Here is a 25,145-nt window from a genome sequence, read left to right on the forward strand (position 1 = left end):
GGTGCCAGGTGTCCCCGGTCCGACGGCAGGCATCGGCCCCACCGCCGGTCGGTCGGCGGTGGGGCCGATGGGGGACGGTTCAGCGTCGGCGCGAGCTGCCGATCCGGGTGCCCGCGCCCACGCCCGCGACATGGAGGGCGAGGAGCATGAGGCCGAGCAGCATCACGTTGGTCGACGCGAACACGTCGTTGGTGGAGATGTCGGCCGCGTTGATCAGGAACGCGATGAAGAACAGCACTGCGGCAGCTATACCGAGCATGGGGAGCTCCTTCCGAGCGGTGACCTCCGTGTGCCCGGGATCGCGCGACGTACGCCGGGGTGCGCCTGCCCCAACTCGCGGGGGCAAGCCGTCAGTCGGCGGTGTGGTCCGGATGCCCCTCGGTCCGCCGGGCCGCCTTCATCTCGGCCTCGTAGAGGTGGTCGCGGCCCTCGGCGAGTTCCTGTCTGATCTCCCGTTCGACCGCCCGGAACACGTCGTAGTAGGTGGCGTTGTACTCCTCGACGATCTGGAACGTCCAGTGGCCGGGAATGACGTTGCGGCCGAGGATCTCCCGTTCGACCTGATCGGCCCGGCGCCCGTGTCCCGCCGCGCGGAGCAGCCGTACGGCATCGTCGAGGGCCAGGTCGGCGCTCCCGGTGAGCTGGTGGAAGTCGTACAGGGCACCCCTGGCGCGCTCCGCTGTCTCCAGCGCCTTCGAAAGGGCACCGAGCGCCTCGACGGTCGTGTCGGTGACGCCTTCGGGGCGCCGGTGCCGCGGATCGGGCGGAGGGGTTCCAGGGTTCACGGGACTCTCCTTGTCCACACGGGCGGCCGTTCGCTCCCCCTTCCTACCCGCAATCCGCCGCTCCCGCCGGGTCGGATCGGCGAGGTGGCGGAGCGTCCGCCCGGCTGGAGACGGGGCGGGCCGGAAGGGGGAGGCAGCCCGCCCTTCCGGCCCGGGGCTCCCCCGGGTCAGCCCTCGTCCTCGCTCTCCTCGTCCTCCTCGCCCTCGAAGGCGTCACCGATCTCGTCGACGACCTCGGCCGCGACCATGCCGCCCACGACACCCACGGCCACGCCCGCCGCTACCCCGGCCACCACGGCGCCCGCGCCGGGGCCCGAGCGGTGCCGGTCGCCGTGCTCGTCACCGTACGGGGGCGGCGCTCCGTGGGACTCGTGGCCGGCGATGACCTCCTTCAGCCAGGCGTCGACCCGGGCGTTCCAGTCGGTCTGCGGGGCCGCGTGGTGGGATGCGGTGAAGCGGTGGACCGTGTCGTGGCCCTCGGTGAAGAGCCCGGCGGCTTTGTCCGCCTCGATGACGACCTCCAGGCCGCCCGGTGCGGCGATGAAGGTCACCTCGATCTCGTTCACGGCGTGGGCGTGGCCGGCCGGTGGGAGGATCTCGATCTCCTGGTAGCAGGGCAGCTGCTGACCGGTGCCGCGAATGTGGCCGAGCTCCAGGTCCGCGGACCTGAACGCGTATCCGAGCTGCCCGAAGGCCTCCAGGATCGCTTCCTGCGCGGGCAGCGGTCCCACCGCGAGCGCGTCGAGGTCGCCCTTGTCGCGTGCCCCCGCGATCTCCAGCTCCGTCCGGATGCCGAGCACGGGGCCGAGGTGCTGCCCGTGGAGTTCGGTGATCGGCGTCTCCCACGGCAGGGTGACGGTGAACGGCACCGTGTGGTCGGCCTCCTCCGCCAGCCGGAAGCCTCCGCCGACGGTGAACCGTTCGAGGACGACCGTGCCCTCGTCCTCTTCCTCCTGGCCCTCCCTCTCGACCCGGGCGACGAGGAGAAGGGAGATCCGGTCGACCGTCACGTCCGACCCGCCGCCCCGCAGCCGGACCTCTCCGGAGAGGAGACCACCGGGCAGGGCCGGGCCGGGTTGCAGAACCGTGTCGACCGAGGGGCCACCGACCCCGAGGGCTCCGAGCAACTTCTTGAACACCATGTGCGGCGTCCGCTCCTTCTGTGGATGGGCGATCGAGGGGGCGTGAGCCGCCTCGCCGGGCAGAAGCTCCCGGGAGGTAAAGGATTTCCCAAGCCCGCGACCGCTACGCACAGTTCCGGCCATCAAGATCGCGGCCGACCGCCCCGCGCCCGTACCCTCGCGCACCGCGAGGCGTTCTCCCCGGACGGCACCCCGTGTGACACCCGCCACTCCCCATTGCTTTGCGGTCCCTTTACTATCTATCAGACGGGTTTCGCACCCGTCCCCCGCCGTCGACACCGACGACCCGAACAGAGAAGGAGCTGCGGCACCGCAATGGGTGAGCCTCCCAGTACGAACCGTGTCATCCCCGACCCCGCGCACCAGGGAACGGAGGTGACACGGTGAGCGAAGTGGTCCTTCTTCTCCTTGCCCTCGCGCTGACACTGGCCTGTGCGGTGTTCGTCGCGGCGGAGTTCTCGCTCACGACCATCGAGCGGAGCGAGCTCGAACGCGCCGCGAAGGCCGGTGAGCGCGGCGCCGAGAGCGCCCTCAAGGCAGCCAAGCGGCTCACCTTCCAGCTCTCCGGCGCCCAGCTCGGCATCACCGTGACCTCCCTGGTCATCGGCATGCTCGCCGAGCCGTCCCTCGCCGTGCTGCTGCGCGGCCCGCTGGGCGCCGTCGGCCTGCCGTCCGGTGCCGTGTCCACGGTCGCCACGCTCCTCGGCGTCGCCGTCTCCACCGTGGTCCTCATGGTCGTCGGCGAGCTGGTCCCCAAGAACTGGGCGATCTCCAGCCCCCTCACGGTCGCCAAGGTCGTCGCCACCCCGCAGCGGGCGTTCACGGCCGCTTTCGGCCCGCTGATCCGGCACCTCAACAACACCGCGAACCGCTTCGTGCGGCGACTGGGCCTGGAGCCGGCCGAGGAGCTGGCCTCCGCCCGTACGCCGCAGGAGCTGATCGCGCTCGCACAGCACTCCGCCCGAGAGGGCGCCATCGAGCAGGACTCGGCCGAGCTCTTCGTCCGCACCCTGCACCTGGCCGAGCTGTCCGCCGAGAACGTCATGACGCCGCGCGTCGACGTCCGGGCGCTGGAAGCCCACGCGACCGCGGCCGACGCCGCCAACCTCACGCTGGCCACCGGCCTGTCCCGCTTCCCGGTCTACCGGGACAGCCTGGACGAGGTCATCGGCACGGTCCACATCCGCGACGTCCTCGCCCTGGACGAGTCGGAGCGGCCCCGGACCCCGGTCACCGCGCTCGCCACCGAGCCGCTCCTCGTCCCCGACTCGCTGCCCGTCGACCGGCTGCTCGCTCAGTTGCGCAAGCACCGGACGATGGCCGTGGTGATCGACGAGTACGGCGGGACGGCGGGGGTCGCCACCGTCGAGGACATCGTGGAGGAGGTCGTCGGCGAGGTCCGCGACGAGCACGACCCCCATGAGCGCCCCGATCTCGCACCGGCCGAGCCGCTCGGCGACGGCCGCCAGGCCTGGGCCGCCGAGGGCAGCATCCGGCTGGACCAGCTGGACCGGATCGGGTTCACCGCGCCGGAAGGCCCGTACGAGACGCTCGCGGGCCTGCTCGCCAACCAGCTGGCCCGCATCCCCGTCCGGGCGGACCGGGTGGAGGTCGACGGCTGGCAGTTCGACGTGCTCGACATCGAGCACCACCGGGCCGACCGGGTCCGGATCACCGCGCCCGCTCCGGCGCTGGCCCTCGTGGAGGAGGACGCCCGATGACCACGATTCAGCTCGCCATCGGCGCGCTCACCCTCCTCACCAACGCGTTCTTCGTGGGCGCGGAGTTCGCGCTCATCTCGGTCCGCCGCAGCCAGATCGAGCCGCAGGCCGTCCGGGGCAGCCGCCGTGCCAAGAGCACCCTGTGGGGCCTCGAACACCTGTCGGCCGCCATGGCCACCGCGCAGCTCGGCATCACCATCTCCTCGCTGGTGCTGGGTGCCGTCGCGGAACCTGCCATCGCCCATCTGCTGGAGCCGCCGTTCGACGCGGTCGGCGTGCCCGACGCGCTGGTCCACCCGATCGCGTTCGTGATCGCGCTGACGCTGGCGACGTATCTGCACATGCTCATCGGCGAGATGATCCCGAAGAACATCGCGCTGGCCGCCCCCGTCGCCACCGCGCTGGCGCTGGGGCCGTCCCTGGTGGCCCTGACCCGGGCGCTGCGTCCGGTCATCTTCGGCATCAACGCCTTCGCCAACATGCTGCTGAGGCTGCTCAAGGTGGAGCCCAAGGACGAGGTCGCCTCGGTGTTCACCGACGACGAGCTCGTGCGGCTGGTGAAGGACTCCAGTGACGCCGGGCTGCTGGCCCCGGCCGACGGCGAGCGGCTGCGGGACGCCCTGGAGCTCGGGACCCGGCCGGTCGGCGAGGTGATGGTCCCGCTGAACCGGACCGTCACCGTCGACCTGGGCATCACCCCCCAGGGTCTGGAGCGGGCCGCGGTCGCCTCGGGCTTCTCCCGGCTGCCGGTCACCGGCCCCGACGACGGGCTGCTGGGCTACTTCCACATCAAGGACGCCCTCGGCGTCGCCGAGCGCACCAAGGCGCTCCCCAAGAGCGCCCTCCACCCGGTCATCCGGGTCGAGATCGACACCCCGCTCGACGACACCCTCACCGCGATGCGTGCCGCCGGTACGCATCTCGCTGCGGTCACCGGAGGCAAGGGCACGGTCATCGGCTTCGTGACCATGGAGGACGTCCTGGACGAGCTGGTGGGAGCGGCCGCGGTCTGACCGGCCCGGCGGTGAACACCGGCGTACGAAGCGGAAGAAGGGGCGGACCGTCGTGCGACGGTCCGCCCCTTCACGCTTCCGTGCACAGGGCTCTCCCGGCCCTGCCCGAACGCGTAAGCTCGGCGAATGGCCAAGTACTTCGACGTGCACCCCGCAAATCCCCAGCCCCGCACCATCGGCACGGTGGTCGACAGCATCCGGTCCGGTGCGCTCGTCGCGTACCCCACCGACTCGTGCTACGCCCTGGGCTGCCAGTTGGGCAACCGCGACGCCATCGACCGGATCAAGTCGATCCGGAATCTCGACGACCGGCACCACTTCACGCTGGTGTGCCACGACTTCGCGCAGCTGGCGCAGTTCGTCCGCGTGGACAACGACGTGTTCCGCGCGGTCAAGGCGGCGACACCCGGCAGCTACACCTTCATCCTCCCCGCGACGAAGGAGGTCCCCCGTCAGTTGCTGCACCCGAAGAAGAAGACGGTCGGCGTGCGCATCCCCGACCACGTCGTCACCCAGGCGCTGGTCTCCGAGCTCGGCGAACCGCTGCTCTCCAGCACCCTGCTGCTGCCGGACGAGGAGGAGCCGCTGACGCAGGGCTGGGAGATCAAGGAGCGGCTCGACCACGAGGTGGACGCCGTCATCGACTCGGGCGACTGCGGCACCGAGCCGACCACGGTCATCGACTTCTCCGGCGACGAGCCCGAGATCGTCCGCCGCGGAGCCGGGGACACGTCCCGTTTCGAGTGATCCGGGGCGGTGGCGGGGCAGACTGACGGTCGTGACGGGTGAGCGACTGCGGTTCGACGGCTGGATCGCCGGTGTGGGGACCTCCTCGGGGACCCGGCTGGTGGTCGGGCACTGGCCGCGTTCGCCGTTCGGGGCGTTCAGCGACGTCATGGTCGAGCATCCGGACGGCGAACGGGTCCTGCTGGCCCCGTCCCGGCGGATCGCGGACTTCGTCGCCGCAACCTACCGCTTCGACCGGATCGAGGTGGTGCCCGTGTCCGTCACCGCCGACGCCCCGGCCGGGGACTCCGCCTGGCTCGTCGAGGCGGGGCCGCTGCGCCTGCGGCTGCGGACCGGACGCCGGCCGGCCCTGGGGCTGCTGCTGTCCGCCGTTCCTGCCGCGTTCGCCCGCAGCCCGGTCTGGGCCGCTCTGTGCGACGTACCGGCCCGGTTGCTGATGCCCGGCGTACGCACCCTGGGCCGGGCGGGCCCGGGGCGGCGGGAATGGTACGGGGCTCGGGGGCTGCGGCCGGTCGTGGCAGCGGACGCCCTGCTGGACGGGGTGAGCCTGGGAGCGCTCGCCCCGCTCGATCCACCGGTCGCCTTCGGTTTCGGCTCCGCCCCGCGCAGCCCTTCCCTGGTCCGCGTCACCACAACGGTGGAACTCGCGCCGGCCGGGCGGTGAGGACCCCCGCGCGCCCCGGGGGGCGGTGCGGGGGCCTTTTCCGGGCCGTCGTCGGGCCGTCGTCGCGCCGTCATCGGGCCGTCGTCGGACCGCTCGCGAAGAGGTCCGGCCGGGGATGCGAGGGTTCGGGGCGCGTCGCAGGGTGGACCCATGGCAAATCCCCCGATCGTCATCCACCGTCCGACCCCCTCGGGCGGCCGCCGGGTGACCGTGCACTACGAAGGCCGCGACGAGATACTCGGGCTGGCCCACAGCGACCACGACGTGATCGTGTTCCTGAGCGAGGCCGGCCTCGAAGAAGCGGACCGGCTCCTCGACAACCCGGTCTGGGTGGAGTGGCGGGGCGGGCGGGCCCACAGCTACGAGGCGGCCTGAGAGCCCGCCGCCACCAGCACCGCACCCGCCCTGCCCCTCCGTGTCACCCCACGGCGGCCCGGGCCCCGCGGCTCACCCGCGCAGTCCGTCGAGGAGGGCCGAAACCGTCTCCTCGGGCGTCTGGCCGGACGTGTCCAGCCACAGCCCGATACGCGGCGTCCCGCTGCGCAGATACGCGTCGAACGCCTCGACCGTCCACGCCCCGTACCCGGTCTTTCCCCGCCCCTCTTCCCGCTCGCGCACGGCCCCCGGCGAGGGCGCGAGCACGACGACGTGCAGCGGGCGGGTGCGGACCCTGTCGACGTAGCGCGGCAGGTCCTCGCCGAGCACGATGTCCTGGACTACGGCTGTCCATCCGTCGTCCGCGTAGGCGTCGGCCACCTGCGCGGAGATCCGCTGGCGCAGGTCGAGCTGGCGCCGCGCCTCCTCGGCCTCGTCGGGGGTCATCTCCGCACGGCCAGAGACGATCATGCGGCGGAAGACGTCGCCGCGCACATGGACCGCTCGCGGCAGGCTCTCCGCCAGGAGCTGGGCCACGGTGGACTTGCCCGCGGCCATCACCCCGGTGATCAGGACGACGCAGGGCCCCAGGTCGACGCCCGTCATACCGTGCCCGCCCGGGTGGATTCCACGCTGCCGAACAGTTCGCGGATCTCGTCGGCGTCGGTCTCCTGCAACTCGTCGTCCAGGAGGATCCACCGGGTGATGCCCACGGACTCCAGGAACGGCAGATCATGGCTGGCGATCAGGAGCGCCCCCTCGTAGGACTCCAGGGCGCTCGTCAGCCGGCGCACGCTGGCCAGGTCGAGGTTGTTCGTCGGCTCGTCCAGCAGGAGCAGCTGCGGGGCCGGGGCGGCGAGCATCGTCGCCGCGAGCGCGGCCCGGAAGCGTTCACCGCCCGAGAGCGTGCCGGCCGGCTGCTCGGCACGGGCGCCCTTGAAGAGGAACCGGGCGAGCTGGGAGCGGATCTGATTGTCGGTGGTGCCCGGGGCGGTGCGGGCGACGTTGTCGGCGACGCTCAGCCCGTCGTCGAGGACGTCGAGCCGCTGCGGGAGGAATTTCAGCGGCACCGCTGCGGTGGCCTCTCCGGTGCTCGGCGCCAGCTCCCCGGTGAGCGTGCGCAGGAAGGTGGTCTTGCCTGCGCCGTTGCGGCCGATCAGGGCGATGCGCTCGGGTCCCTGCACATGGAGGCTGCCTTCGCGCAGCCGTCCGTACGGGAGGCTCAGGTCCCGTACGGTCAGGACGGTGCGGCCCGCGGGTACGGCGGTATGGGGCAGGCTCACCTTGATCTCGGCGTCGTGGCGGATGACTTCGGCGGCTTCCTCCCGGCGCTCGCGGGCCTCGTCGAGGCGGTCCTCGTGCAGTCCGCGCAGCCGGTCCCCGGACTCCTGGGCCGAACGCTTGCGCTCCCCCGCGACGATGCGCGGTGCCTTCCGCTGACCGTCCAGCTTCTTGTCGTGGCGCTGGCGGCGGGCCACCTTGATCCGGGTCTCCTCCAGTTCGCGCTGCTGACGGCGTACGTCGGCGTCGGCGGCCCGCAGCATCCGGCCGGCGGCCTCCTGCTGGACGGCGAGGGCCTCCTGGTAGGCGGACCAGCCGCCCCCGTACCAGCTCACCGAGCCCGAGCGGAGTTCGGCGATGCGGTCGACGCGTTCCAGCAGGTCCCGGTCGTGGCTGACGACGATCAGGATGCCGGTGCGCCAGGAGTCGACGGCTTCGTAGAGCCTGCGGCGGGCGAACAGGTCCAGGTTGTTGGTCGGTTCGTCGAGCAGGAGGACGTCCGGGCGTTCCAGGAGCAGCGCGGCCAGGCGCAGCAGGACGGTCTCGCCTCCGGACAACTGCCCGACGGTGCGGTCCAGTTCGACGGCGCCGAGCCCGAGGGAGCCGAGGGTGGCCAGGGCGCGTTCCTCGACGTCCCAGTCGTCGCCGACGGTCTCGAAGTGCTCCTCGCGTACGTCGCCGGACTCGATGGCGCGCAGGGCGGTCCGCCGCTCGGCGATACCGAGGGCGGCGTCGACCCGGAGGCCGGTGTCCAGGGTGATGTTCTGGGGCAGGTAGGCGAGGTTTCCGCCGATGGTGACGGATCCCGACGCGGGACGCAGGAGTCCCGCGAGCAGGCGCAGGAGGGTCGACTTGCCGGCGCCGTTGGCCCCGGCCAGACCGGTGCGGCCCCGGGGGACGGTGAGGGAGAGCCCGTCGAAGAGGTTCGTGCCGTCGGGCCATTGGAAGGTGAGGTTGGAGGCGGCGACGGAGGCGCCGGGCTCGGTGGGATGGCTCATGGGAGTTCTCGCAGTCGGAAGCGGAGGAACAAGCGGGCTTCGTATGCGAACAGCACGCGGCGACCCGGCCGGGGGCCGGAAGGTGGTGGGGAACAGTCCTGCGAAGGTGAGGGACGGCTCAGCACCGAGGTCGCATCCACGAGGAAGTCACGGACGGCAGCAATGCCGACAGGGTCGTGACCGTGTACGGGCCAGGGCCGTACCGCGCGATGATCGCGGACCTCAGATGCGCAACGTCCACCTCTATCGGAGACAACAGGACCGCCCCAGCGTAACGGAAGATCCTGCGGAGCGTCGAGGGGATTTTGTCTACGGGGCGTTCTGCGGGGCCGGGACGGGAGCCGGGGCAGCGCCGGGTGCGGGGGTCTCCTGGTGTTCCGCCGCGTCCTCGGGGCTGCGCCGACGGGGCAGCCGGACTCCGGGTGGGACGACGGGGGTCCGGCGGATCGCGAGGGTGCCGAGGACGACGGCGAGACCGGCGAGGGCGAACCCGTAGGGCGGGGTGGCCCCCATGGGGTGCGTCTCGTACACCAGGGCTGCCGAGAGCACGATCAGTACGGCGGAGAGACGGCCGTACGGTGCGGTCGCGGCGACGACGGCCATGCCCCAGAGCAGGTACCAGGGCTGGACCATGGGCGACAGGGCGACCAGCGCGAGCAGGGAGAGGCCGAGTGCGTGGGCGGGGGTCACGGTGCCCCGCAGCGCACGGCGGCCCAGGACGAGGATCAGGCCGAGCGCGACTGCCAGGCCCAGTGTCTGGACGGCGGACTTGACCGGCTCCGCGTCGATGTCCAGGAGCAGGTGGGCCAGCTCTCCCAGGCCGAGGCCGACGTCGCTGGTGACGGAGAGCGCGGTGTGGATGTTCGCGGCGACGCCCTGGGTGGTGAGCCAGCCGAATCCGGTGCCGCTGATCAGCGTGGCACCTCCGGCGACCGCGCAGGCGATCAGGCCGGGCGCGAGGAGTCCCTTGGCCCAGCGGCGCCACTGGGGGCCCGCCGCGGCGGCGTGCACGAGGACCCCGATGAACAGCAGCGACACGGCCGCCGGCGACTTCACCATCATGGCGAGTCCGACCAGTGCGCTGCCGGCGATCCACTTTCCGCGCAGGGCGAGGACGAAACCGGCGAGCATCAGGCCGATCATCAGCCCGTCGTTGTGCATGCCGCCGACCACGTGGATCAGCAGGAGCGGGTTGAGGGCGCCCAGCCACAGGGCGCGGCTCCCGCTCAGGCCGTGTTCGCGCGCCAGGCGGTGCAGGGACCAGACGATCAGGGCGAGCGAGGCGAGGGCGACGAGCCGCATCGCCAGGACGGCGGGGACGATCGTGCCGCCGGTGGTCCGGGCGACGGCGGCGGAGATCAGCAGGAAGAGCGGCCCGTAGGGGGCGGGGGTGTCGCGCCAGTGGTTGCCGACGCTCGCGGCGGCGTCGCCGCCGATTCCGCCGGGGTCCAGGGCGGAGGGGCCGACGGTGTAGACGTCGAGTCCTTCGACGACCATCGAGCCCTGGGCGATGTAGCTGTATACGTCGGCGCTGTAGAGCGGGGGCGCGAGCAGGAACGGGGCCGTCCACCAGGCGAGGGTGACGAGGGTGTCGCGGACGGTGGAGGCGGTCTTCCCGTACTGCCACCAGGCCACGACGAGCACGGTCAGCCCGACGTAGGCGACGGCGGCGGCGACGGCCTTCGTGGTGGACCCGTGGTCGGTCCACACGCCCCAGGGGTCGTGAACCGGGAGCTTTCCGGCGAACCAACCGCCGCCGACGATCGCCAGGGATCCCACCGCACCCAGCCGCCGGAACCCTGCCGCGCTCAAAGCCCACATGACCGGCCAACCTATCGGACGGCCCGGACCGGCCTTCGGCCCCTCCCCCGGCTTGCCGGGCGCCCGGAGGTGTCCGGGCGCCGTGGCGGTCAGCCGGTGAGCGACTGTGTGAGCGCCGCGAGGCCGTCGGCGTAGATGCCGTGGAAGAGGGCGGCGGCCTCGTCGTCGCCGATCCCGTCCGGGGTGAAGGTGCCGGACCACTCGACGCGTGCCCGGTCCGGTGCGGAGCCCTCGTGCACGGTGACTGGATGCCGCGCCCGCGTAAACCAGTTGGCGCGAGCCGGGGGGCGTGCCAGGCTTCAGCCCGTACCCAAGGGGCGTAGCTCAGCGGCCAGAGCGGCGGTCTCCAAAACCGTATGTCGCAGGTTCGATTCCTGCCGCCCCTGCCATCACCACCCGGCCTCCGTCAGCGCACGTCGCCGCGCCAGTCCCACTGGTGGCTGTCCGGCGACCGCGGCCCGTACTCGGCGCGTCCGCCGGGCCCGTAGGCGCCGATCTCGGTGACCAGCCCGACGCCGTCGCGCAGATCCGCCTCGTCCCAGCCGGTGACGTCGAGCAGCAGCCCGTCGAGGGGGCCGCCCACCAGCTCGCGGTAGTCGTGCCCCGGCCTCGGTCCCGGGCGGGGGTCGTCGTGGTCGGTGCCGTAAACGCGTCGCTGCCTCATCAGCTCGTCCATGCGGGCAGCATCCCACCGAGCACTGACAACGGCTCGGCACGAGCGTCCATCCGGCCACCGCCCGACGACGGGCCGCCCGACGGCAGGCCGTGCGGCGCGGACCACGGCTGACGGGTCGCCGGAAATCGGCGGGCGCCCGCCTGCCGGCTGTGGCACGCTCCCCCGGTGACCATCCCACCGCGTCTGACCCCCCTGCTGGAACAGTTCGACTTCGCCTGCGAGCGGCTCCTCGCCCGCCTGGCCGGTCCCGTCATGGACAGCGGCAACGGCGTCGAGATCGGCGTCGTCCCGCTCGGCGACGACGAGTACCTCTGGGAACCCGTGCCCGACTGCTGGTCCGTACGCCGTCGCGGCGACGGCGCGGGGGCTCGGGCGACCGCTCTGGCCGGGGCCGGTGACTGGGGACGGGACACTGCGGACTTCCCGCATCCGTTTCCCCCGCCGTTCACCACCATCGCCTGGCGTCTGAGCCATCTCTCCGAGATGCTCGCCCTCCGCGCCGACCACACCCACGGCGGCAGGACGCTCACCCGCGAGGACTACCGCACCCCGGGGGACGCCGCCGGGGCGGTGGCCGCCTTCGAGACCGCGTCCGCAGCCTGGCGCGAGGCGCTGCTCAGCGCCGACGACACGGCCCTGGACACCGTCGGGTACAGCGCGTATCCGAACGGCAGCGACGCCGAGGATCTCTTTGCCGACGTCGTCTGGTGGGTCAACCAGGAGGTGCTGCACCACGGTGCCGAGATCGCCCTCCTCCGCGATCTGTACCGCGCCCGTCCGTCCTGAGCGGCGCGCCGCCCCGGCCGTCGGGTGCGCGGATGTCGCCGCCCGTCGCCGCAGTCGCCGCCCGGGGTGGCCCGCCATATGATTCAGGGACTTAACGCACCGCGGAGCGGCACATGAACCGGCGTCGGACTCCCCGCTCAGCCAGCGCCGAGGACCTGCTCAACACCTTGCAGGACCTCACCGCGCGCGCTCGGCGCGAGGTGGAGTTCCACCAGGCCAGGGTGGAACTCGCCCAGGCCCTGCAGCGCGACATGCTTCCGGCGGCCCTGCCCACGCTCCCCGGTCTCCAGTCCGCGGCCCGCTACGCGCCCGCCCGTCACGGTCTGGACATCGGCGGCGACTGGTACGACGGTTTTCCCCTCGCGGACGGGGCGCTCGGCTTCGCCATCGGCGACGTACAGGGTCATGACGTCGAGGCGGCCGCCTTCATGGGCCAGGTCCGGATCGCGATGCGGGCCATCGCCGGCACGGCCTCCGATCCGGGCGAGATCCTGGGCCGGACGAACGATCTGCTGGTCTCCGTGGACTCGGGGCTCTTCGCGACCTGTACGTTCCTGCGGCTGGACCCGACGACCTGGGAGCTGCACAGCGCCCGGGCCGGGCACGTGGCGTCCGTGTGGGCCACCACGGGGGGCCGGTCCGGCGTCACGGAGGACCCGGGCGGCCTGCCGCTGGGCATCGAGCCCGGCGAGGGCTACCCCGTCACCCGGCGCACTCTCGACTGCGACGGGGCGATCGTGCTGCTGACCGACGGGGTCGTCGAGGGGCCGTCGCTGCTGATCGAGGAGGGTCTGGAGCGGGTCCGGCAGCTCGTGGCCGCGCGCGCCGGGGCGAAAGCGGCGCAGCTGGCCGACGAGGTCCTGGGCGCGACCGAGATGACGGGCCACGAGGACGACGCCGCCGTCCTGGTCCTGCGGCATGCCGCCGCCCGCCGCGGAGCCCGGTGACGCCGGACCGAACCGCGCGTGTCAGCCGCCGTCTCCCACCGCGGTCGGTGTCTGATGAGTGATGTGATCCGCAGCGAGGAAGCCAGACGTCGGGCCGTGTACGTGGCGCAGATCCTCGGCGTGGCCAGCGCCTACTACCTGGCGGGGCGGCTCGGGCTGATGCGCCAGGTCGTGATCGACGGCGCGGTCGTCACTCCGCTGTGGCCGCCCACCGGTATCGCCCTGGCCTCGCTGCTGTGCCTGGGCGCCCGCGTCTGGCCGGGCATCGCGCTGGGCACGCTGGTGACGGTCACCGAGATCGGTGACGCGTTCACGGTGAGCCGTCTGGCCATCATGCTCGGCAACACGGTCGCCCCACTGACCGCGTACGCCCTGCTGCGGAGGGTCGGCTTCCGCCGTGAGCTGGTCCGGCTGCGGGACGGGGTCTGCCTGGTATTCCTGGGAGCCTTCGCGGGGATGCTGATCAGCGCCACCATCGGAAGTTTCACGCTGCTGCTCGACGACAAGGTTCCGCCGGGGCGGTTCTGGCTGGTCTGGGCGTCCTGGTGGGCGGGGGACGCGATGGGCGTGCTGGTGGTCACCCCCCTCCTGCTCGTCCTGCGCGGGGCACGGTGGCCCCGCCGGAGCGACCGCTGGCTGGAGGCGTCGGTTCTCGCGGTCGTCGTGATCGTGGTGTCGCTGATCGCCACGCGCAGCTCGCTGTCGATGATCTACATGGTGTTCCCGGTGATCATCTGGTCGGCCCTGCGCTTCCAGCTGCCGGGCAGTGCGCCGTGCGCCCTGGTCGTCTCGGTGCTCGCCATTCTCGCCGGTACGGACGCGCTGGGGCCGTTCGCCGGGCACAGCCTGATGGAGATCATGGCCAATCTGTCGCTGCTGAACGGCTGCGTCGCGCTCACCGCGCTGCTGCTCGGGGCGATCGTCGCGGAGCACAAGAACATCCGGCGGGAGACGGAGTACGCCGTCGAGGAGCTGGAGGCCCTGGTGGAGCAGCTCGCGCCGCTGTCGGGGCCTGCCCCGGGGCGGTACGAGGACAGGCCGCGGCGGCACGGCCCGCTGAACGGCGGCCCGCACCCGGATGCTCCGGGAGGCCCGGATGACCCGTGAAGCGCACGGACGTCCCGTGACCCGCGCCGACGCGCCCGGCGAGGGTGCGGCGGGGGCGGTCAGTACGGCAGGGGGCGGCCGGACGGGGTGCGCAGATCCAGCGGCGGCGGCCCCGATGGGGGCGGGGGACGACGGACGACGACTCGGATGCGGCCCATTGCCACCACCTCCTCCTGGTCAACCGGTATCTGCCCAGTCGGCGCGGCTTCACACTTCCCTCGCCTCCCGGTCCGTCGCCCGGCCTCTCGCCCTCCCCCGGCGCGGATGCGGGCAGGGCCCGGTGCGGTGACCCTTGAGGTGTGGGGGGCGCAGAGTCGACGAGGAGGACGCATGTCCGCACTGGACAAGATCAAGAAGATGCTCAAGGGCCACGAGGACCAGGCCGGCAAGGGCATCGACAAGGCCGGCGACATGGTCGACGACCGCACCCAGGGCAAGTACAAGGGGCACGTCGACACCGCCCAGGACAAGCTGAAGCAGCAGCTGGGCACGGACCGCGACCAGGACGGGCCGCCCCGCGCCTGAGCCGCGCCGCCGGTGACCGGGCGGCCGGCGTACGGTCGCCCCCTTTCCCGCGCACCGGTCTGTGTCACGGATCACCCTCCGTGACGCGGACCGGTGCGCGGAGTGTGCCGGGGCCGCTGCGTACGGTGCCGCCGCAGGCCTGGCGGGGCCGGGCGGCGCGGGTCCGTGGCAGAGGTTTCCGGAGTTGCTTGCCGGATTCTTGTTATCGTCCCGCCCTCACCCCATCTCCCGAGTGTGGGAAGTGACAGCACCGGACCCCGGAAGAGTGAGCGCAGCATGGGCAAGGATCACCCGACGGTCTTGATCGCGGCAGCGCAGGGCGGCGACCAGCAGGCCAAGGACCAGCTCGTCTCGGCGTACCTGCCGCTGCTGTACAACGTCGTCGGACGCGCGCTGGACGGCCATGCGGACGTGGACGACGTGGTGCAGGAGACGGTGCTGCACATGCTCCGGGGACTGCCCGAACTGCGCGACCCGGAGCGCTTCCGTTCCTGGCTCGTGGCGATAGCCATGAACGAGGTACGCACGCACTGGCGCGAGAAGCAGGCGGGCGCGATACCGGCGGACCGGCTGGATGCCGCGTACGACCTGCCGGATCCCCGCGCGGATTTCGTCGAGGTGACGATCCTGGAGCTCGGCCTGACCGGCCAGCGGCGGCAGGTGGCGGAGGCCACACGCTGGCTGGACGAGGACGACCGCGCCCTTTTGTCGCTGTGGTGGCTGGAGACCGCCGGGCATCTGTCCCGGGCCGAGGTCGCCGCCGCTCTCGAACTCACCCCGCAGCACACCGCCGTACGGGTGCAGCGGATGAAGGCCCAGCTGGAGGCGGCACGGGTCGTCGTGGGCGCGCTGGCCGCGGAGCCGCCGTGCGTGCTGCTGGAGGACATCACCGCCGGCTGGGACGGCGTCCCCTCCGCCCTGTGGCGCAAGCGGCTCGCCCGCCACGCCCGCGAGTGCACGGTCTGCTCGGGTCATGGCTCGGGGCTGGTGCCCGCCGAGGGGCTGCTGGTGGGTCTCGCGCTCGTTCCGGTGGCCGCGGCGGCGGGGGCGGGAGCCGCTCCCGAACTGCTCGCCACGGCGGCGCACCTCCAGGCACCCGTTCCGGGTGCGGACAGTGCCGGGGCGGGGCGCGCCGAACGCAGACGGGTGCAGGCCCGGCGGCGCCGCCGCAACTCGGCCGTCGCCGCCGTCGTCGCGGTCGCGGCGCTGGGCACGGGCGGCGCGGCGGTGCACCTCTACACCGACGGCGACGACCGGGACGCGACGACCGTCACGGCCGATGCGCCCGCTCCTCGTACGGAGGCGCCCACGTCGGCCGCCCCGACGTCGTCCCCCTCCCCCTCGGCGTCCACGTCGCCCAGCGCCTCGAAGTCGCCGAGCCCTTCGAAGAAGCCGAAGCCCAAGCCGAAGCCGAAGAAGAGCACGACGCCGCCGCCCGCGCCCAGCTCCGCCGCCCCGGCTCCGAAGCCGGACCCGCCCGCGCCCGCGCCGCCCGCCCCGTCGGGGATGGCCGAGCAGGTCGCCCAGCTGGTCAACACCGAGCGCTCCAAGGAGGGCTGCGGGCCGGTGTCCGTCAACGGGCTGCTCAACACGGCCGCGCAGCGGCACTCCGCCGACATGGCGGCCCAGGACTACTTCTCCCACACCTCGCAGGACGGCAGGGACCCGGGCGACCGGATCACCGCCGCCGGATACCGCTGGTCGACGTACGGTGAGAACATCGCCAAGGGCCAGCGGACCCCGGCCGACGTGATGCGGTCCTGGATGGACAGCCCGGGGCACCGTGCGAACATCCTCAACTGCTCGTTCAAGGAAATCGGCATGGGGAAGGTGGACTCCGGCGGCGGCCCGGTGTGGACGCAGGTGTTCGGGGCCCGCTGAGCCCGCGCGGCGGCCGCGGCTTCGCCCGCGGTTGCCTACGATGCGGTCATGATCGCTGAACTGGAGTGCGTGGTCCTGGACTGCGCGGACCCGAGGGAACTGGCCGTTTTCTACGCGTCGTTGCTGGGAGGCGAGATCGACCGTCCCGACCGGCGGTGGGCGTGCGACGCGGAGTGGTCGACGCTGCACACGCCCGGTGGGCTCGTCCTCGCCTTTCAGCGGGTGGCGGGCTACCGGCCGCCGCGCTGGCCCGGCCAGGAGGTGCCCCAGCAGTTCCATCTGGACTTCGGGGTCACCGACCAGGAACGGGCGCACGAGGAGGTCCTGGCCGCCGGGGCCTCGCTGCTCGACGCCGGGGACGAGAAGCGTGGCTGGCGTGTGTACGCCGACCCCGCCGGGCATCCCTTCTGCCTGGTACGTCACTGACGTATCCGCCTCCGCTCCCGCTCCCCGGGCCCGTCCGGTGCGGCCTGCTGACCGGCCGCACCGGGGAGCGCCGGGGAGCGAGAGGGCGATTGCGGGGTCAGCGGATGGCCAGGGTCACCGCCGTACCGAGGCAGGTCACGGCGCCCACCGCACCGACCGTGACAGCCACACAGCGGGCCCGGAGCCGCGCGTAGCGCCCGGTGTACTCCTCACGCAGTTCTTCTGCGCGGTCGCGGATGCGGGTGAGCGATTCCCGCGAAACGGCGACGCGTTCGGTGATGAACACCCGCTCGACATCCTCACGCTGCGCCGTGGTCAGCCAGGGCAACTGGTCCGTGAAGCGGCGGGCCTGCCGTCGCGCCCGCTCGACCTCGGCGTTCCACAGCAGAAAGCCCTCCAGTTGTGCCAGGCCTCTGGCACTGTCCTTGTCGGGTTTCACCTGTCCTCCTCTCCGTCACGCCGTCAGGCCGTCAGGTCCAAGGGCGACGTCACTGCTCGTGCCGGTCCCCCGGAGCGACGATGGTGGAGGCGTCGGGGCGGTTGGTGGCCTCCTCCAGGGAGCGCACCGCCGGGTGGTGCAGGTCGAATGCCGGGGATTCGGACCGGATCCGCGGCAGCGTGACGAAGTTGTGCCGCGGCGGAGGGCAGGAGGTCGCCCACTCCAGCGAACGCCCGTACCCCCACGGGTCGTCGACCTCGACCTTCTTGCCGTACTTCGCGGTCTTCCAGACGTTGTAGAAGAACGGCAGGATCGACAGGCCGAGCAGGAACGAGGCAATGGTGGAGATGGTGTTCAGCGCCGTGAAGCCGTCGGCGTCGAGGTAGTCCGCGTAACGGCGGGGCATTCCCTCGGCACCGAGCCAGTGCTGCACCAGGAACGTTCCGTGGAATCCGACGAACAGCGTCCAGAACGTCATCTTCCCGAGCCGTTCGTCCAGCATCTTCCCGGTGAATTTCGGCCACCAGAAATGGAATCCGGCGAACATCGCGAACACGACGGTGCCGAACACCACGTAATGGAAGTGAGCGACGACGAAGTACGAGTCGGAGACGTGGAAGTCCAGGGGCGGTGAGGCGAGGATGATTCCGGTCAGACCGCCGAAGAGAAAGGTGACCAGGAATCCGACAGCCCACAGCATCGGGGTTTCCAGGGACAACGACCCTTTCCACATCGTGCCGATCCAGTTGAAGAACTTCACACCTGTCGGCACGGCGATGAGGAACGTCATGAACGAGAAGAACGGCAACAGCACCGCGCCCGTGACGAACATGTGGTGCGCCCACACGGTCGCGGACAGCCCGGCGATGGCGATGGTGGCCGCGATCAGTCCGATGTAGCCGAAGACCGGTTTGCGGCTGAAGACCGGGAAGATCTCGGTGACGATGCCGAAGAACGGGAGGGCGATGATGTAGACCTCGGGATGACCGAAGAACCAGAACAGGTGCTGCCACAGCAGTGCGCCGCCGTTGGCCGCGTCGAAGACGTGGGCGCCGAATTTACGGTCGGCCTCCAGCGCCAACAGGGCTGCGGCCAGGACCGGGAAGGCCAGAAGCACCAATACGCCGGTCAGCAGGACGTTCCAGGTGAAGATCGGCATGCGGAACATCGTCATGCCGGGGGCGCGCATGCAGATGATCGTGGTGATGAAGTTGACCGAGCCGAGGATCGTGCCGAAGCCGGAGAACGCGAGGCCCATGATCCACATGTCGGCGCCGATACCCGGCGAACGGACCGCGTCGTTCAGCGGGGCATAGGCGAACCAGCCGAAGTCGGCCGCGCCCTGCGGGGTGAGGAAGCCCGCCACCACGATGAGCGAGCCGAAGAGATAGAGCCAGTACGCGAACATGTTCAGCCGCGGAAACGCCACGTCGGGCGCGCCGATCTGCAGCGGCATGATCCAGTTCGCGAATCCGGCGAACAGCGGCGTCGCAAACATCAGCAGCATGATCGTGCCGTGCATCGTGAACGCCTGGTTGAACTGCTCGTTCGAAATCAGCTGGATGCCGGGCCGGGCCAGCTCGGCCCGCATCACCAGAGCCAGGATCCCTCCCACGCAGAAGAACGCGAAGGAGGTGACGAGGTAGAGCGTACCGATCGTCTTGTGGTCCGTCGTGGTCATCCACTTGATGACCACGTTGCCGGGCTCTCCGCTCCGTACCGGCATTTCGTCCTCTTCGGCGGTATCGGTCTCCACCGGTTGCGAGATGCCCCTCGTCGTCACTACGACGCTCCTTCGGTCGACGGCCCGTGTGGACTCGGCGACCAGGATGGACCCGCGGCGATCGGCGCGGTGGGACATCCTTCCCCGTCCGGCGCGAGCGGCCGACAAGGACACTCAAATGGCCTACGGAGAACGCTCCGGCCTCGATTGGCGCAACGCGAAGGGCATATCAACGCCCAGGGGCCGATCGGGTATTCCTTCGCGGAGACCGGAATAGCTCCTCAGGAGCCGGAGTTGGTGAAGCGACAGTACCCACTCCTCTTCACCGGGCAAGCTACGGAAGGTCTGATCCATGAAGATCGGCATCATCGGCGCGGGCAACATCGGCGGCAACCTGACACGGCGTCTCACCGCCCTCGGGCACGAGGTCTCGGTCGCCAACTCCCGCGGACCGCAGACGCTCACCACTCTCGCCGAAGAGACCGGGGCGAAGCCGGTGACCGCGTCGGAGGCCGCGAAGGGCGCCCAGGTGGTCGTCGTCACCGTGCCGCTGAAGGCCGTACCGGACCTGCCCGCCGGCTTTCTCGACGGTGCGGCGGAGGGCTTCGCGGTCATCGACACCGGCAACTACTACCCGCAGCAGCGTGACGGCCGCATCGACGCCATCGAGGACGGGCTGCCCGAGAGCCGTTGGACGGAGCAGCAGATCGGCCACCCCGTGATCAAGGCGTTCAATGGCACGTACGCGCAGGACATCCTGGACCGGGGTCGCCCGCAGGGCACTCCGGACCGCCAGGCGCTCCCGGTGGCCGGCGACGACCCGGCGGCCAAGCAGGCGGTGCGCGACCTCATCGACGAGCTGGGCTTCGACACGGTCGACAGCGGCGGCCTGGACGAGTCGTGGCGCCAGCAGCCCGGCACACCGGTGTACGGCAACCGGGGTGACGTCGATGCCATCGTGAAGGCGCTGTCGGAGGCGTCGCCGGAGCGCCCGGCGGAGTTCAGCGCCTGACACCGGTCCTCCCTCACGCCTGACACCATGGTGTCAGGCGTGAGGGAGGACCGGTCGGAACACTCCGGCCGGGCGGAAAACGGGGGTCTCCGCCCGGCCGGATCACCGGCCGCCCTCGGACGGCACCCTCCCGACGGGAATCTACCCGCGAGTAAGGTGTGGTTTCCGGGACGACGGCTCCACGGTCCGTCCGGCGCCCGGGCGTGGCCCTTCGACGACCGTGGACTAGGAGTCGCGTCATGTCCCGCACCATGTCCGTAGCGGACAGCATCATCGTCGACGCCTCCCCGGCACTGGTCTACGCACAGCTCAGCGACCCCACGGCGATGGGGCGTTGGAGCCCCGAGAACCGGGGCGCGACCGTGCGGGGCGATCGGCGTGAGGCGTATGTCGGCATGGTCTTCGAGGGCCGGAACAAGCGCGGAGCGGCACGCTGGACGACCCGGTGCACGGTGACGGCGGCCGACCCCGGCGAGCGGTTCGCCTTCCGGGTGCACGCGATCGGTCTGCGGCGCCCGCTGCTGCCGGGTCCGATCGCCACGTGGGAGTACCGTTTCGAGGAGGTGGACGGAGCGACGCGGGTCACCGAGACCTGGTCCGACGACCGCCGCCGCTGGCCGGACTTTCTCGCCAACGCCTTCGACCGGGTGGCGACAGGCGGGAAGACCTTCGCGCAGTTCCAGGCCGGCAATATCCGTACGACGCTGAAGCGTCTCAAGGCGGCGCTGGAGTCGGACGCACGGGGAACCGGAGACTGACCGGCCGGCGGCCGCGTGACACTGAAGGCCCTGGGGGGCGCATGGGCACCGAGGAGAGCACCGGGTTCGAGCCGGCGACCGGCGACGGGCCGCCGACTACCGAGTTCGCGGCGGCACGGGCCGCTTCCGTGCGGACCGCGTTCGAGGGACTGCTGCAGATCCGTCGCCTCACCGGAACGGGCCGGCCGGACCCCGAGGCCGCGCCGGCTCCGTGGGAACTGAACCGTCCGGTGAGGGCGGTCGCGCTGGTGCTGGAGAGGTCGGGCGCGACGCCTTCGGCCGTCGACCCGTCGGGGCGCCGTGTATCGGCCGGATACCGGGTGAGCGACGGGGAGTCGGCGGGTTCGGTCCGGGTCGAGTGGACCGGGCCGCCCGGCAGCGGTGCCGCACACGACGAGGAGGAGGCGCTGGCCGGCTGTGCCTCGGCCCTGCGCGAGGCGGGCTGGACGGTGCTGCTCTACCGGGGGCCCCGCAGACGGCGCTACCTGGAGGTGGAGCCGCCGAGCGGGTTGTCCGGCGGGCGCGCCCGGTCATGAGGCGGTGTTGTCAGACCCATGAGAGATGCTTGACGGTCCGACAGCTCTGAGGAGGAGATGCTGAGATGGACAGCGACGAACTCGCCGCGGCGCAGGCGTACGTCCGCTTGCTGGAGGCCACCCGGGCTGCGCTCGCGGACCCCGACGACGTGCCGGTCTATCTGCCGCTGCTCACCTCTCCGATGCGGGAGGCCGACCAGGCTCTGCGCAGCGCGGGACTGACGGGCAACGAGGACCGGCTGTTCGCTCTCGTCCGGGCCCTGCAGCCGAGTCTTTCCGGCAGCGACAGGTAGCGCCCGGCGGGGCGGGGCTGTGCCGGGCTCGACGGGCAGCGTCCGTCCTACCCGCCCTGTTCATCCTGTCCGTCCCGTGCGGAGGTGTCCGCGGGCCCCGGAGCGAGAGCGAGTTCTTGTTCGCCGGGGCCGAGCGGTGCGAAGAACCGGGCGACCTCCTGGTCGTCGACCTCGGCGAGGGAGCCCGGCTTCCACTGTGGGGCATTGTCCTTGTCGATGATCCGGGCGCGAACGCCTTCCACGAAATCCGGGTGCTCGAATGCCCGGCTGGAGACGCGGAACTCCTGGTCGAGTACGGCTTCCAGACCGGCGAGCCGGGCGGCGCGGCGGACCGCGGCCAGCGTGACCTTGAGGGCGAGGGGCGACTTGGTCAGCAGTTCGTCCGCCACCGTCCGAGCTGCGGGGACACCGCTCGCGCGCAGCTTCCGGATGATGTCCTCGACGGTGTCCGCCGCGTAGCAGTCATCGATCCAGTCGCGCTGCGCGGCGAGCTCACCGGCGGGCGGGTCCGTGGCAAACCCCTGGACGATGTCCGCGACGGACGCGCCCGGTCCGGCCGGTCCGGTCTGCCTCCCCAGTGCCTCGGTCAGGGCAGGCAGGAGGCGGGCGGGGACATGGTGATCGGCCAGGCCGCAGAGGATGGCGTCGGCGGCCCCGACGGAGCGGCCCGTGAGCGCCAGATGGGTGCCCAGTTCGCCGGGGGCGGCGGCCAGCAGGCCGGTGCCCCCGACGTCCGGCACGAAACCGATCGCGGTCTCGGGCATGGCGACGCGTGATCGTTCGGTGACGACACGGATTCCGGCGTGGGCCGACACCCCGACCCCGCCGCCCATCACGATGCCGTCCATCAGCGCGACGTACGGCTTGGGGAATCGGGCGATACGGGCGTTGAGGCGGTATTCGTCGCGCCAGAACTCCAGGGACGCGCGCCCCGAGGCCCTGGCGTCGTCGTGCAGGGCCCGGATGTCGCCGCCGGCGCACAGGCCCCGTTCGCCCGCCCCTGACAGCAGGACCGATTCGATCGCTTCATCCTGCTCGGCTCGGGCCAGGGCCTCGTCGAGCAGCCGCACCATGGTGTGGCTGAGGGCGTTGAGCGCCTTGGGACGGTTCAGTGTGAGGTGCATGCATGTGCCCCTCGTCTCCAGCAGGACGGGCCGGTCGTCGTTCATGGGTGCGCTCCGCTCGCTGGGCTCGTCGATGCGTAGGACGCCTCCATGGTCGCGGACGGCTCCCGGCTGCCCTTCTTCGGCCCCCGGATCGGCCGCTGTGGCACTCCGCCGGATGCGGCTCGACAATTGAGGCTTACGGAATGCGCCGACGCCCGGCCCCGCCGGACGACCTCCGGAGCAGGAATGACCGACGACGAACGGCGGCAGGACGCCGAAGCCTCTCCGCTCCGCCGGATCGACCGGAAGACCAACGGTGAGATCCGGCCGACGGAACGCCTCGCCATGAACCGGACCGGCAGCTTCGACTGGGACCTGGACACCCGGACCCTGGACATCGACGAGGCCGGACTCACGGTGTTCAACGTGGATCCGGCGACGTTCGACGCCCGCCCGGGTGCCCTGCTGGAGCACCTGGAACCGGCGGAACGGGCCCGGCTCGACGTCACGATCGACGAGGCCATCACCGGCGGAAGCAATTCCTTCAGCGTCCACTTCCGCGTACCGCTGGACGACGGGACCACGCAGTGGACCCATGCCCAGGCCCGCATCCTGCGTTCGAAGGACGGAATGGCCCACCGGATCGTGGGGGTCGTCCGCGACGCGACGGCGGAAGTCACCCATTCGGCCTTCGTGCTCGATCTGGAAAAGCGGCGGCAGCGCCAGACAAATATCGTTGAACGAACAACGAGCGCTATGTCCCGCGCGGTGACCGTGGACGATGTGACGGCCGCCCTCACCGGGCCCGGCGGGCTGGCCCGGCTCGGGGCGGACGGTCTGGCCCTGGGGCTCGTGGAGAATTCCGCGCTGAACATCGTCGCGCTGAGCGGAGAGTCGCTCGAAGTGCTCGACGGGCTCGGCTCCGGTGACCTCGACCGCAACCTTCCCCTCGCGGACACCATCCGCAGCGGACGCCCCCGGTTCATCACCTCGCTCGCCGCGCTGGCCCGCCGCTACCCGGAACTGGAGCCGCATCTCGGCCGGCTCGGATTCCGGGCGGCGGCGTACCTCCCGCTGGTGGCCCAGGCGCGGTCGCTCGGCGGCATGGCCCTCTTCTACCGCGAGCGCACGGTCTTCAACGCGGACGAACGCATTCTGTGCCTGGGGCTCGCCGCGATCGTGGCCCAGTCCCTGCAACGGGCGATGCTCTTCGACGAGGAGCGGGAGTTCGCCACCCAGCTGCAGTCGGCGATGCTCCCGCCCCGGATACAGGATGTCGAGGGCGGGGACATCGCGGTCCGCTACCACGCCGCGTGGAGTGGCCGGCAGGTCGGCGGCGACTGGTACGACGTGATCACTCTGCCCAAGAACCGCTACGGGCTGGTCGTGGGGGACGTCCAGGGTCACGACACCCACGCGGCCGCGATCATGGGCCAGTTGCGCATCGCCCTGCGCGCTTACGCCTCCGAGGGGCACCCTCCGGCCACCGTGCTGGCACGGGCCTCCCGTTTCCTCTCCGAACTGGACACCGAGCGCTTCGCCACCTGTACGTACGCCCAGGTCGACCTGGCGTCCGGGACGGTGAAGGTCGTGCGGGCCGGGCATCTCGGCCCGTTGATCCGCCACGTCGACGGGCGGGTCGGCAGTCCGCAGGTACGCGGCGGGCTGCCGCTGGGCACCTCCACGGACCTCCTGGACGAGGAGTATCCGGAGACCCGGCTCGATCTGGTGCCCGGTGAGACGTTCGTGCTGTACACGGACGGTCTTGTGGAGGAGCCCGGCGCCGACCTCGACGCCGGGATCGACGCGCTCCGCAACGAGGTGAGTGCCGGGCCCGCGGGGGCCGAGGCGCTGGCCGATCACCTGTCGGAACGGCTGTGGGAGCGGTGGGGGTCGGGGGACGATGTGGCGCTTCTGGTGCTGCGCCGCAGCCCGGACGTGGGCTCGTCGCACGCGCCACGGCTCCACCAGTACATCCACCAGGCGGACCCCGAAGGGCTCTCGGACGCGCGCGCGATCGTCCGCCAGGCCCTCGCCGACTGGGACATGGCCGAGTTCGCCGACGATGCGGAGCTCGTCACGGGAGAGTTGCTGGTGAACGTGCTGCTCCACACCGAGGGCGGGGCCGTTCTGACCCTGGAAGTACTCCCCGAACCGGTGCGGCGGATCCGGCTGTCCGTCCAGGACCGGTCCAGCGCCTGGCCCCGTCGGCGTACCCCGGGCGAGACGTCCACCTCCGGCCGGGGACTGCTCCTGCTCGACGCGGTCGCCACGCGGTGGGGGATCGAGCCCCGCGGCGAGGGCAAGGCCGTCTGGTGCGAGATCGGCCCCGCTCCCCCGTCGGCCACCGCGCCGCCACCCACGCTCGTGGCGGAGTGACGGG

Annotated in this window: 27 protein-coding genes and 1 tRNA gene; 17 read left to right on the plus strand and 11 right to left on the minus strand. The window is 71.6% G+C overall.

The genetic code is table 11. The annotated features are described in order from the left end of the window. Nucleotides 1–79 precede the first annotated feature (79 nt). The 3 genes from IE140_RS25810 to IE140_RS25820 form a co-directional block, all read right to left on the minus strand. A complete protein-coding gene (locus IE140_RS25810) occupies nt 80–259 on the minus strand; it encodes a hypothetical protein (RefSeq protein ID WP_093443364.1) in 180 nt (59 codons plus the stop codon). A 91-nt stretch (nt 260–350) separates the two neighbouring features. Then, nucleotides 351–785 (minus strand): hypothetical protein, encoded by a 435-nt coding sequence (locus IE140_RS25815; RefSeq protein ID WP_032765261.1) that lies wholly within the window; start codon nt 783–785, stop codon nt 351–353. Between the two features lie 167 nt (nt 786–952). Beyond that, the gene (locus IE140_RS25820; RefSeq protein WP_150193690.1) at nt 953–1,927 is read right to left on the minus strand and encodes a sporulation protein; all 975 of its coding nucleotides are present in this window, start codon (nt 1,925–1,927) and stop codon (nt 953–955) included. Between the two features lie 383 nt (nt 1,928–2,310). Between IE140_RS25820 and IE140_RS25825 the strand changes: the two genes are divergently transcribed. From IE140_RS25825 to IE140_RS25845, 5 genes are all read left to right on the plus strand, one after another. Continuing rightward, on the plus strand, nt 2,311–3,648 hold the full coding sequence (locus IE140_RS25825; RefSeq protein WP_150193691.1) for a hemolysin family protein: 1,338 nt from the start codon (nt 2,311–2,313) through the stop codon (nt 3,646–3,648). Continuing rightward, nucleotides 3,645–4,661 carry a hemolysin family protein gene (locus IE140_RS25830; RefSeq protein WP_093809975.1) on the plus strand — a complete coding sequence of 339 codons (1,017 nt, stop codon included), beginning with the start codon at nt 3,645–3,647 and terminating at the stop codon, nt 4,659–4,661. The genes IE140_RS25825 and IE140_RS25830 overlap by 4 nt, the downstream gene beginning before the upstream one ends. 126 nt (nt 4,662–4,787) lie before the next feature. Beyond that, entirely contained in the window at nt 4,788–5,408 is a 621-nt protein-coding gene (locus IE140_RS25835; protein WP_030717770.1) for an L-threonylcarbamoyladenylate synthase, read from the plus strand. 31 nt (nt 5,409–5,439) lie between these two features. After that, the gene (locus tag IE140_RS25840) at nt 5,440–6,072 is read left to right on the plus strand and encodes a hypothetical protein (RefSeq protein ID WP_032765270.1); all 633 of its coding nucleotides are present in this window, start codon (nt 5,440–5,442) and stop codon (nt 6,070–6,072) included. A gap of 150 nt (nt 6,073–6,222) precedes the next feature. After that, nucleotides 6,223–6,447: a hypothetical protein gene (locus IE140_RS25845; protein ID WP_010062441.1), complete on the plus strand. Its 225-nt coding sequence runs from the start codon at nt 6,223–6,225 to the stop codon at nt 6,445–6,447. A 72-nt stretch (nt 6,448–6,519) separates the two neighbouring features. Here the strand turns inward: IE140_RS25845 and IE140_RS25850 are convergent, their stop codons facing one another. The 4 genes from IE140_RS25850 to IE140_RS25865 form a co-directional block, all read right to left on the minus strand. Next, nucleotides 6,520–7,053, minus strand: a complete 534-nt coding sequence (locus tag IE140_RS25850) for an AAA family ATPase (RefSeq protein ID WP_150193692.1) — start codon at nt 7,051–7,053, stop codon at nt 6,520–6,522. Next, on the minus strand, nt 7,050–8,726 hold the full coding sequence (locus IE140_RS25855; protein WP_150193693.1) for an ABC-F family ATP-binding cassette domain-containing protein: 1,677 nt from the start codon (nt 8,724–8,726) through the stop codon (nt 7,050–7,052). Before IE140_RS25855 ends, IE140_RS25850 begins: the two co-directional genes overlap by 4 nt. Before the next feature lie 309 nt (nt 8,727–9,035). Then, on the minus strand, nt 9,036–10,547 hold the full coding sequence (gene mptB, locus IE140_RS25860; RefSeq protein ID WP_150193694.1) for a polyprenol phosphomannose-dependent alpha 1,6 mannosyltransferase MptB: 1,512 nt from the start codon (nt 10,545–10,547) through the stop codon (nt 9,036–9,038). Nucleotides 10,548–10,636: 89 nt separating this feature from the next. Continuing rightward, nucleotides 10,637–10,786, minus strand: coding sequence for an SRPBCC family protein (locus IE140_RS25865; RefSeq protein WP_176741817.1), 150 nt, complete (start codon nt 10,784–10,786; stop codon nt 10,637–10,639). Between the two features lie 74 nt (nt 10,787–10,860). Here IE140_RS25865 and IE140_RS25870 point away from each other — a divergent pair. Beyond that, nucleotides 10,861–10,936, plus strand: a tRNA-Trp gene (locus IE140_RS25870). A 17-nt stretch (nt 10,937–10,953) separates the two neighbouring features. Here the strand turns inward: IE140_RS25870 and IE140_RS25875 are convergent. After that, complete coding sequence (locus IE140_RS25875) at nt 10,954–11,223, minus strand: hypothetical protein (protein ID WP_006129434.1); 270 nt, start codon at nt 11,221–11,223, stop codon at nt 10,954–10,956. Between the two features lie 165 nt (nt 11,224–11,388). Between IE140_RS25875 and IE140_RS25880 the strand changes: the two genes are divergently transcribed. The 6 genes from IE140_RS25880 to IE140_RS25905 all read left to right on the plus strand — a co-directional run bounded on the left by IE140_RS25880 (nt 11,389) and on the right by IE140_RS25905 (nt 16,895). Continuing rightward, the gene (locus IE140_RS25880) at nt 11,389–12,009 is read left to right on the plus strand and encodes a DinB family protein (protein ID WP_150193695.1); all 621 of its coding nucleotides are present in this window, start codon (nt 11,389–11,391) and stop codon (nt 12,007–12,009) included. Nucleotides 12,010–12,122: 113 nt separating this feature from the next. Continuing rightward, nucleotides 12,123–12,956 (plus strand): PP2C family protein-serine/threonine phosphatase, encoded by an 834-nt coding sequence (locus tag IE140_RS25885; protein ID WP_093443380.1) that lies wholly within the window; start codon nt 12,123–12,125, stop codon nt 12,954–12,956. A 63-nt stretch (nt 12,957–13,019) separates the two neighbouring features. After that, nucleotides 13,020–14,063 carry an MASE1 domain-containing protein gene (locus IE140_RS25890; protein ID WP_167533454.1) on the plus strand — a complete coding sequence of 348 codons (1,044 nt, stop codon included), beginning with the start codon at nt 13,020–13,022 and terminating at the stop codon, nt 14,061–14,063. A 330-nt stretch (nt 14,064–14,393) separates the two neighbouring features. Further along, on the plus strand, nt 14,394–14,588 hold the full coding sequence (locus tag IE140_RS25895; protein WP_032782638.1) for an antitoxin: 195 nt from the start codon (nt 14,394–14,396) through the stop codon (nt 14,586–14,588). A gap of 276 nt (nt 14,589–14,864) precedes the next feature. Then, entirely contained in the window at nt 14,865–16,469 is a 1,605-nt protein-coding gene (locus tag IE140_RS25900; RefSeq protein WP_150193696.1) for a sigma-70 family RNA polymerase sigma factor, read from the plus strand. 48 nt (nt 16,470–16,517) lie between these two features. Further along, nucleotides 16,518–16,895, plus strand: a complete 378-nt coding sequence (locus IE140_RS25905) for a VOC family protein (protein ID WP_093443386.1) — start codon at nt 16,518–16,520, stop codon at nt 16,893–16,895. A gap of 97 nt (nt 16,896–16,992) precedes the next feature. Here the strand turns inward: IE140_RS25905 and IE140_RS25910 are convergent, their stop codons facing one another. Both IE140_RS25910 and ctaD read right to left on the minus strand, forming a co-directional pair. Further along, complete coding sequence (locus IE140_RS25910; RefSeq protein WP_006129427.1) at nt 16,993–17,334, minus strand: hypothetical protein; 342 nt, start codon at nt 17,332–17,334, stop codon at nt 16,993–16,995. A gap of 49 nt (nt 17,335–17,383) precedes the next feature. Further along, nucleotides 17,384–19,060 (minus strand): aa3-type cytochrome oxidase subunit I, encoded by a 1,677-nt coding sequence (gene ctaD / locus IE140_RS25915; RefSeq protein ID WP_106969596.1) that lies wholly within the window; start codon nt 19,058–19,060, stop codon nt 17,384–17,386. A gap of 349 nt (nt 19,061–19,409) precedes the next feature. Here ctaD and IE140_RS25920 point away from each other — a divergent pair, with 349 nt between their 5' ends. From IE140_RS25920 to IE140_RS25935, 4 genes are all read left to right on the plus strand, one after another. Further along, nucleotides 19,410–20,069, plus strand: coding sequence for an NADPH-dependent F420 reductase (locus IE140_RS25920; RefSeq protein WP_150193697.1), 660 nt, complete (start codon nt 19,410–19,412; stop codon nt 20,067–20,069). A gap of 239 nt (nt 20,070–20,308) precedes the next feature. Further along, nucleotides 20,309–20,827, plus strand: coding sequence for an SRPBCC family protein (locus IE140_RS25925; protein ID WP_150193698.1), 519 nt, complete (start codon nt 20,309–20,311; stop codon nt 20,825–20,827). A gap of 41 nt (nt 20,828–20,868) precedes the next feature. Continuing rightward, nucleotides 20,869–21,363 carry a hypothetical protein gene (locus IE140_RS25930; protein ID WP_150193699.1) on the plus strand — a complete coding sequence of 165 codons (495 nt, stop codon included), beginning with the start codon at nt 20,869–20,871 and terminating at the stop codon, nt 21,361–21,363. A 65-nt stretch (nt 21,364–21,428) separates the two neighbouring features. Further along, the gene (locus IE140_RS25935; protein WP_093443394.1) at nt 21,429–21,656 is read left to right on the plus strand and encodes a hypothetical protein; all 228 of its coding nucleotides are present in this window, start codon (nt 21,429–21,431) and stop codon (nt 21,654–21,656) included. Between the two features lie 47 nt (nt 21,657–21,703). Here IE140_RS25935 and IE140_RS25940 read toward each other — a convergent pair whose 3' ends face one another. Beyond that, on the minus strand, nt 21,704–22,825 hold the full coding sequence (locus IE140_RS25940; protein ID WP_150193700.1) for an enoyl-CoA hydratase/isomerase family protein: 1,122 nt from the start codon (nt 22,823–22,825) through the stop codon (nt 21,704–21,706). Between the two features lie 183 nt (nt 22,826–23,008). On the opposite strand from IE140_RS25940, the gene IE140_RS25945 reads away from it, so the two are divergent. Then, the gene (locus IE140_RS25945) at nt 23,009–25,141 is read left to right on the plus strand and encodes a SpoIIE family protein phosphatase (protein ID WP_093443398.1); all 2,133 of its coding nucleotides are present in this window, start codon (nt 23,009–23,011) and stop codon (nt 25,139–25,141) included. Nucleotides 25,142–25,145 lie beyond the last annotated feature (4 nt).

The sequence above is a fragment of the Streptomyces parvus genome (assembly GCF_014648875.1).
Lineage (GTDB): Bacteria > Actinomycetota > Actinomycetes > Streptomycetales > Streptomycetaceae > Streptomyces > Streptomyces parvus.

Coding starts and splice junctions, on each gene's coding strand:
- IE140_RS25940 (WP_150193700.1), bottom strand. CDS start 22,825: ATGAACGACGACCGGCCCGTCCTGCTGGAGACGAGGGGCACATGCATG.
- IE140_RS25920 (WP_150193697.1), top strand. CDS start 19,410: ATGAAGATCGGCATCATCGGCGCGGGCAACATCGGCGGCAACCTGACA.
- IE140_RS25925 (WP_150193698.1), top strand. CDS start 20,309: ATGTCCCGCACCATGTCCGTAGCGGACAGCATCATCGTCGACGCCTCC.
- IE140_RS25810 (WP_093443364.1), bottom strand. CDS start 259: ATGCTCGGTATAGCTGCCGCAGTGCTGTTCTTCATCGCGTTCCTGATC.
- IE140_RS25935 (WP_093443394.1), top strand. CDS start 21,429: ATGGACAGCGACGAACTCGCCGCGGCGCAGGCGTACGTCCGCTTGCTG.
- IE140_RS25905 (WP_093443386.1), top strand. CDS start 16,518: ATGATCGCTGAACTGGAGTGCGTGGTCCTGGACTGCGCGGACCCGAGG.
- IE140_RS25850 (WP_150193692.1), bottom strand. CDS start 7,053: ATGACGGGCGTCGACCTGGGGCCCTGCGTCGTCCTGATCACCGGGGTG.
- ctaD (WP_106969596.1), bottom strand. CDS start 19,060: ATGCCGGTACGGAGCGGAGAGCCCGGCAACGTGGTCATCAAGTGGATG.
- IE140_RS25945 (WP_093443398.1), top strand. CDS start 23,009: ATGACCGACGACGAACGGCGGCAGGACGCCGAAGCCTCTCCGCTCCGC.
- IE140_RS25895 (WP_032782638.1), top strand. CDS start 14,394: ATGTCCGCACTGGACAAGATCAAGAAGATGCTCAAGGGCCACGAGGAC.
- IE140_RS25900 (WP_150193696.1), top strand. CDS start 14,865: ATGGGCAAGGATCACCCGACGGTCTTGATCGCGGCAGCGCAGGGCGGC.
- IE140_RS25855 (WP_150193693.1), bottom strand. CDS start 8,726: ATGAGCCATCCCACCGAGCCCGGCGCCTCCGTCGCCGCCTCCAACCTC.
- IE140_RS25820 (WP_150193690.1), bottom strand. CDS start 1,927: ATGGTGTTCAAGAAGTTGCTCGGAGCCCTCGGGGTCGGTGGCCCCTCG.
- IE140_RS25830 (WP_093809975.1), top strand. CDS start 3,645: ATGACCACGATTCAGCTCGCCATCGGCGCGCTCACCCTCCTCACCAAC.
- IE140_RS25930 (WP_150193699.1), top strand. CDS start 20,869: ATGGGCACCGAGGAGAGCACCGGGTTCGAGCCGGCGACCGGCGACGGG.
- IE140_RS25845 (WP_010062441.1), top strand. CDS start 6,223: ATGGCAAATCCCCCGATCGTCATCCACCGTCCGACCCCCTCGGGCGGC.
- mptB (WP_150193694.1), bottom strand. CDS start 10,547: ATGTGGGCTTTGAGCGCGGCAGGGTTCCGGCGGCTGGGTGCGGTGGGA.
- IE140_RS25835 (WP_030717770.1), top strand. CDS start 4,788: ATGGCCAAGTACTTCGACGTGCACCCCGCAAATCCCCAGCCCCGCACC.
- IE140_RS25875 (WP_006129434.1), bottom strand. CDS start 11,223: ATGGACGAGCTGATGAGGCAGCGACGCGTTTACGGCACCGACCACGAC.
- IE140_RS25885 (WP_093443380.1), top strand. CDS start 12,123: ATGAACCGGCGTCGGACTCCCCGCTCAGCCAGCGCCGAGGACCTGCTC.